This window comes from Xanthobacter autotrophicus (genome assembly GCF_030015065.1).
In the GTDB taxonomy this organism is placed as follows: domain Bacteria; phylum Pseudomonadota; class Alphaproteobacteria; order Rhizobiales; family Xanthobacteraceae; genus Xanthobacter; species Xanthobacter autotrophicus_D.
This window is the reverse complement of the sequence record NZ_JAIVFN010000068.1, coordinates 20,419-27,037: the sequence shown is the minus strand read 5'-3', so window position 1 is coordinate 27,037 and position 6,619 is coordinate 20,419. Positions and strand designations below refer to the sequence as shown.

5 protein-coding genes are annotated in these 6,619 nt (G+C 70.3%); all 5 read right to left on the bottom strand.

Annotated elements, in window-relative coordinates:
- Nucleotides 1-1,580 (bottom strand): Fe(3+)-hydroxamate ABC transporter permease FhuB (gene fhuB, locus K9U40_RS14375; RefSeq protein ID WP_282890855.1); only part of this gene is annotated, 1,580 nt, incomplete at its 3' end.
- Nucleotides 1,567-2,472, bottom strand: coding sequence for an ABC transporter substrate-binding protein (locus tag K9U40_RS14370; RefSeq protein WP_282890854.1), 906 nt, complete (start codon nt 2,470-2,472; stop codon nt 1,567-1,569). The genes fhuB and K9U40_RS14370, both read right to left, overlap by 14 nt.
- Nucleotides 2,469-3,149, bottom strand: coding sequence for a sigma-70 family RNA polymerase sigma factor (locus K9U40_RS14365; RefSeq protein WP_282890853.1), 681 nt, complete (start codon nt 3,147-3,149; stop codon nt 2,469-2,471). Before K9U40_RS14365 ends, K9U40_RS14370 begins: the two co-directional genes overlap by 4 nt.
- Before the next feature lie 80 nt (nt 3,150-3,229).
- The gene (locus K9U40_RS14360; RefSeq protein ID WP_432715919.1) at nt 3,230-4,036 is read right to left on the bottom strand and encodes an ABC transporter ATP-binding protein; all 807 of its coding nucleotides are present in this window, start codon (nt 4,034-4,036) and stop codon (nt 3,230-3,232) included.
- Nucleotides 4,030-6,585 carry a TonB-dependent siderophore receptor gene (locus tag K9U40_RS14355; protein WP_282890852.1) on the bottom strand — a complete coding sequence of 852 codons (2,556 nt, stop codon included), beginning with the start codon at nt 6,583-6,585 and terminating at the stop codon, nt 4,030-4,032. Before K9U40_RS14355 ends, K9U40_RS14360 begins: the two co-directional genes overlap by 7 nt.
- Nucleotides 6,586-6,619 lie beyond the last annotated feature (34 nt).

The window sequence follows — 6,619 nt, the reverse complement described above, 5'->3', positions numbered from 1 at the left end:
TCCCCCACCCGTGCGGTGGAGCCGGCGAGCCAGGCCAGCAGCGTCATGGCGCGCGGGTCGCCGGAGGCCGTCACCGCCACCACCAGCGCATCGAACAAAGCGCCCAGCGCGATGCCGGCGAGCAGGATGCTGTCCGGCGCGAAGGCGGCGCGCCGGGTCAGCGCCAGCAGGCCGAAGGTGGTGAGCGCCGCACCCGCCGCACCCGCCGCCATCTCGGTGGCGCGGTCGGCGCCGGGCAAAGCCATCACCACCACGATGAGGGCCAGCGCCGCGCCCGAGGTGAGGCCCAGCACTTCCGGGCTCGCCATGGGGTTGCCGGTGACGCGCTGGGTCACGGTGCCGGCCATGGCGAGGAGCCCGCCGGCGGCAAGCGCCGCCGCCACCCGTGGCCAGCGCCAGTCGAGGAAATCGCCGGACAGGTCGAGGCTCCAGCCGTCCGCATCGTGCGCCAGCAGCAGCGCCGGCACCAGCAGCACGCAGAGCACGACGCCCACTTGGCCGAGCGCCAGCCCCGGCCGGTCGAGACGCGGCTCCAGCACGGGAGCAGCCATGCGCGGCGGCCGGACATCGCGCTGAAGCCGGGGCAGCAGCCACAGCAGCAGCGGCGTGCCGAACAAAGCGGTGAGCGCGCCGGTGGGCACGAGATCGCCATAGAGGCCGGCCAGAAGCTGCACCAGCTGGTCGGCGAACCACAGCAGCGCCGCGCCGATGAGCGGCCCCCACACCAGCCGGGCACCGAAGGTGCGGGCGCCGGCCAAAGTCGCCAGCGCCGGCGCGGCGAGGCCGATGAAGCCCACCACGCCCACCGCGCTCACCACCGCCGCCGCCAGCACCACCGCCACCGCCAGCGCCCCAAGGCGCAACCCCACCAGCGGCACGCCGAGGCTGCGCGCGCCCTCTTCATCGAGGTCCAGCAGCGCCAGCGGGCGCACCATCAGTGCGGCGCCGAGGCCCGCCGCCGCCACCAGCGGCGCCAGATGCAGCACCACGCCCCAATCCTGCTGGGCGAGGGAGCCCGCGCCCCAGATGAACAGGCCGGCGAGATAATTCTGGTTGAACAGCACCAAAGTGGCGCCCAGCGCCCCGAAATAAAGGCTCACCACCATGCCCGCCAGCACCACGGCCAGCGGCGCCAGCCCCTTGTTCCAGGCCAGCGAGAACACCAGAACGGCGGCAATTCCGCTGCCCGCCAGCGCCACCGCCTCGCGCCCGAACCCGGCAAGGCCAGATACCCCAAGACTTGGCACCGCGAGGGTCGCCACCACGAGGGCGAGATGGGCGCCGGCGGAGACCCCGAGCGTGGTGGGCGAGGCGAGCGGATTGCGCAGCACCTGCTGCATCAGCACCCCCGACAGGCCGAGCGCCGCCCCGCACAGCCAGGACACCAGCAGCCGCGGCAGCCAGCTGAAATGCACCACCATCTCGCCCATGGCCCCGGGCCGGACCAGCGCCTGTATGAGGGAACCGGTGCCGATGCGGGCGAGCAGGCTCTCGGCGCTCAGGGCGGCGGCGCAAAGAGCCAGAACCACCACCAGCACGACCGGACGAACCGGGCAGACGGAGCGTTCAGCCACGGGCATCCCCCTTCCCCGCGCCGGACACGGCGGGCGTGGCGGCATGGTCCGCCAGCATGCGGGCGAAGCGCATGGCGGAGACGAGGCCGCCGAACGACCACACGGTTGGCAGCAGGCCGACGCGGCCGGCCTCCACCATGGGCAGGCGCTGCCACAGGGGGCCGTGGGCCAGGGTGGCGCGGGCTTCGGTCGGCACCGGCTCGAACACCAGCAGCGCCGCATCCTGCGCGGCGGCCAGATGCTCCAGCCCGAAGGTGACGAAGCCCCAGAAGCTGGTGGGACCGGTGAAGGCATTGGCGATGCCGAGGCGCGCCAGCACCGCGTCGAACAGGGAGCCGCGGCCATAGACGCGCACGTGCCGGGCGTCCACGAAGCTCGCGAGATAGAGCGGCCGGGCGGCAAGCGGCGCAATGCGCGGCCGGGCCGCCTCCAGCACGGCATCGGCCTGCGCCAGAAGGCGCGCGCCGGCTTCCTCGCGCCCGGTGGCGGCGGCGAGCGCGAGCGCCACCTGCCGCGCCCGCGTCCACACCTCGCCGTCCTCGTCGAAGATGGCGAGGCTGAGGGTCGGCGCGATCCGGGCCAGCATGGGCTCGAACGAAGCCAGCTGCGGGGTGATGACGATGAGGCCCGGCTTCAGCCGCGCCACCGCCTCCAGATTGGGTTCAAGCCTCAGTCCCAGATCGGGGACGCCGGGCGGCAGCGCCGGCTCGCGCACCCATTCGGCATAGCCATCACCTTCCGCGACCCCGGCCGGAACCACGCCGAGGCCGAGCAGCGTCTCGACGATTCCCCAGTCGAACGCCACCACGCGCGGCGCCGACGCCGCCAGAGCCCGGCTGCCGAGGAGCGCCGCCGCACCCGCGATCAGCGCGCGGCGGGAGAAGAGGCCCGGCGTCATGCCAGCGCCGCGCCCGGAGCGCCGGCGTGTCGCTCAGCCATCGGGCAGCGCGGCTTGCCGGCGTAGGCCCGGGTGGCGCGCGCCTTCGGGCAGCTCGCCTTGGGGCATTGCGCCGTGGAACGCCCGCAATAGGCGTCGATGCTGTCGCGGCAGGCCTTGGTGGCGTCGCGCACCATGAAGTTCACCAGCGTGCGCGACACCCCGAGACGCTCGGCGATGTCCTTCTGCGGCATACCGTCGATGCGGTGGCGCAGAAACGCGAAGCGGGTGCGCGGCGGCAGAGCCTCGAGCGCGCGGATCACCGCCTGAAGCATCTCCCGCTGCTCCAGCCGCTCCAGCGGGCAGGCGCACGGCATCGCCACATGGGCCGCTTCCTCCGCGCTGCCGCTGAGGCTGCGCTCGCGCTTCAGGCGGCGTGCCCGGTCGATGGCAAGGTTGCGCACGAGACGGTAGAGGAAGGGTCCGGGATTGTCCGCCGCGATCGAGCCCTCCCCCTCGCACAGCTTCACCGCCGCATCCTCCACCACCTCCTCCGCCAGATGACGCGAGTGGACGATGCGGAACGCCACCCGCACCAGCCGGGTGCGGTGGGCGAGGAGCGTGTCGAACAGGGCCGAGGTCGCCGCCGCGCCCGGCAGCGCCAGGGAAGCGGGGGCAACGCGCAGGGGAGCGTTCATGGAAAACCCTTTCCGCCGGACGGCGGCATCACCCGCGCGGTCCGGCAACTGCGGCCCCCGCCCTTCGGCACGGGGGAATGTCAGCGAACGAAACTCACGGGCCAGCCGCCATCCGGATGCGGCATGACCGCCATGGGAATGCCGTAGATCTCGGCGAGCGCCTCGGCGGTCACCACGTCCTGCGGCGCGCCGCTCATCAGCAGGCGCCCGCCCCGCAGCGCCACCAGCTCGTCGCAGTAGCGCGCAGCCATATTGACGTCGTGGAGCACCACCGCCACGCCCAGCCCGTGCCCATGGGCAAGCCGCCGCGCCAACACCATCACGTCCACCTGGTGCGCCACGTCGAGCGCGGCGGTCGGCTCGTCCAGCAGCAGATAGCGCGCTTCCTGGGCCACCAGCATGGCCAGCCATGCCCGCTGCCGCTCGCCGCCGGAAAGGGTTTCCACCAGCCGGTCGGCGAAGCCGGCCACGTCCGCCAGCGCCAGCGCCGTCTCCACCGCCGCGCCATCCTGCGCCCTCTTGCGGCCGAGGGCGCCGTGCCAGGGATAGCGCCCGCACGCCACCAGTTCGCGCACCTTCAGCGCGCCGGCGGACGGCGGGGTCTGCGGCAGGTAGGCGACCATGCGGGCGAACGCCCGGCTGCTCCACGACGACAGGCTGCGCCCGTCCAGCACCAGCGCGCCCGCATTCGGAGCCTGCTGCCGCGCCAGCAGCTTCAGCAGCGTGCTCTTGCCGGACCCGTTGTGGCCGATAATGCCCACGACCCGGCCGGGCTTCAGGGTGAAGGAGACATCGCGGAGCAGCGACCGGCCCTCGGCATCGAAGCCGATCCCCTGAAGCGCATAGCCCTCCGGGCCCGGCACCGCCATCGGCAGGTCGCCTACCATCTGTAGGTGACCTGCGCCGTAATGGTGCGGGTCTGCCCGTAGGAGCAGCCGATATAGGTGTTCGCGATGCTCGAGCAGGTGCCCACATAGGCATTGTCCAGGAGGTTCCTGGCCGTGAGCGAGAACAGCCAGCTGTCCCTGGCGTAGCGCACCGCCGCGTCCACGAGCGTGTAGCCCGGCACATAGATGGTGTTCTCGCGGTCGCCCCAGGTGGAGCCCACATAGCGCACGCCGCCGCCCAGGCCGAAGCCCTTCAGGGCGCCATCCTGGAAGGTGTAGTCGAGCCAGGCCGAGGCGAGATGCTCCGGTACGCGCTCCGGCGTGTTGCCGACGATGCTCTCCGCGCCCTCCGGCGGCGTGTCCGCCGTCACCTCGGCGTTGAGGTAGGTGTAGGCGGCGAGCAGCTTGAAGCCGTTCTCGAAATCCACCGCGCCTTCCACCTCGAAGCCCCGCACCCGGATCTCGCCGGTCTGGTAATAGGCCATCTGCATGGGGTCGGTGGTGTCGAAGCTCACCGCATTCTGCTTGGTGAGCTGGTACAGCGAGGTCTGGATGTAGCTCTTGCCGTTGTTGGGCTGATACTTCAGGCCGACTTCATACTGCTCACCGGTCTCCGGCTCCAGCGGCAGCATGCTGTAGCTGATGGGCAGGGGACCGTAGTCCGTATCCACCGTCACGCTCGACTGGGTGAAGCCGGGCACCACGTTGAACGAGCTCGAATAGCTGGCGTAGGGCGTGAGGCCGTTCTCGAACAGGTAGGACAGGCCGACCCGGCCGCTGAACGCGCCGTTGTCCGAGCTGGTCTGGAACGTGCTCGGAACGTTGACGCCGTAATAATAGTTCAGCAGGGGCGCCAGCTGTTCGAGAACCGGGCTCTGGGTCGAGCTCTCCGTCTGCACCCAGTCGTAGCGGCCGCCGAAGGTGAACACCCATTTGTCGTGAAGCTTGAACATGTCCTGGGCATAGATGCCGGTCTGGCTCAGCTCCTGGGAGGTGTTCAAGGTGTTGATCAGGGGCGCGACAGAGCTGCCGTAAACCGGGAGATAGGGATTGATGGGCCCCACCGGCGAGGAACCCGTGATGAGGCTCTGCAGCGTGCCGCCATATTGGGTGCCGTCCTGCTGGGTGTTGGAGTAATCGAGGCCGAACACCACCTGGTTCTTGGCAAAGCCCAGATCGCTGTCGTACTGGGCCTGGTTGTCGATGGTGAAGACGCCCAGCGTCTGGTCGTTCTCCTGGGCGGTGCGCAGCAGGGTGGAGGTGTCGCCATAGGCCGCGATGGGGTAGGCGGTGCGATAGTCCACGTCCACCGACGCGTAGCGTAGGTTCTGCCGCAGCGTCCAGCCGTTGTCGTTGCGGTGCTCGAAAAAATAGCCCCCCGAATACTGGGTGGCATCATATTTCGACCAGTCCGGCACGCCGAGGAAGCGCGAGGGCGGGATCTTGCCGTAGATGCTGGGGTAGAGCGTGCCCTCTGCCGGCAGCAGCTGGTAGGTGTCGCCGGTGCGATCCTGCTGCAGGTTTGCGAACACCGTGAAGGTGGTATCCTCGTTCGGCGTCCAGGTCAGGGTCGGCGCGAGATAGATGCGGTCGTTGGGGACATAGTCGACCTGCGTGTCGGCCCAGCGCACCAGTCCGGTGAAGCGGTAGGTGAGGTTGGAGCCCTCGACGCCGGCGCCATTGATGTCGAAGCCGGTCTGGATGTTGTCGAACGACCCGTAGGAGGTCCAGATCTCGCCGAACTGCGAACCGACCACCGGCAGCTTGGAGATGAGATTGACGAGGCCGCCGGGATTGTTGAGGCCGTACAATGTGGAGGTCGGTCCGCGCAGCACGTCCACGCGGGCAAGGCCGTAGGGCTCCTGGCGGAAGCCGGCGAAGCCCGCGGTGGGCATGCGCATGCCGTCGCGATAGATGCCCAGCAGGTTCTCGTCGAAGCCGCGGATGACGAACTGCTCGAAGCGGTTGTCCTGCCCGTAGGGCGAGGCCGAGACGCCGGCCGAATAGTCGATGGCCTCGCTCAGGGTCTGCACGCCGCGATCGTCCATCTGCTGGCGTGTGACCACCGAGACCGACTGCGGAACCTCGCGCAGCGGCACATCCATCTTCATGCCGGTCGAGGTGTCGGTGGCGACGAACGGCCCGTTCGGGCCGTCGGCCTCCACCGTCACGGTGCCGAGTTGGAGCGAGCCATCGGGCAGCGCGCCGCCACCGCCCTCCGCCGACGGGCGGGCGATGGTCACCGTCCCGGCACTGGTGAAGCGATAGGTGAGGCCGGTGCCCGCCAGCAGGCGGCCGAGCGCCTGCGCCGGCGTCAAGGTGCCGGAAACGCCGGGGGACTTCACGCCGCGCGCGAGATCCGCCGCGTAGAGCACCTGCAGGTTGGCCCGATCGCCGAATGCCGTAAGCGCCGAGGTCAGCGAGGACGCCGGAATGGCGAAGGCGATGGCCGCCGCCTGCTGCGCGCTGGCGCCAGAGACCACAATGCCCGACGACATGGCCGTGCTGGCCAGCAGACCCAGACCGAGACGGATGACCTTGCCGCTCACGCGGGACGGCCGACGACAGCGATAATCCACCATG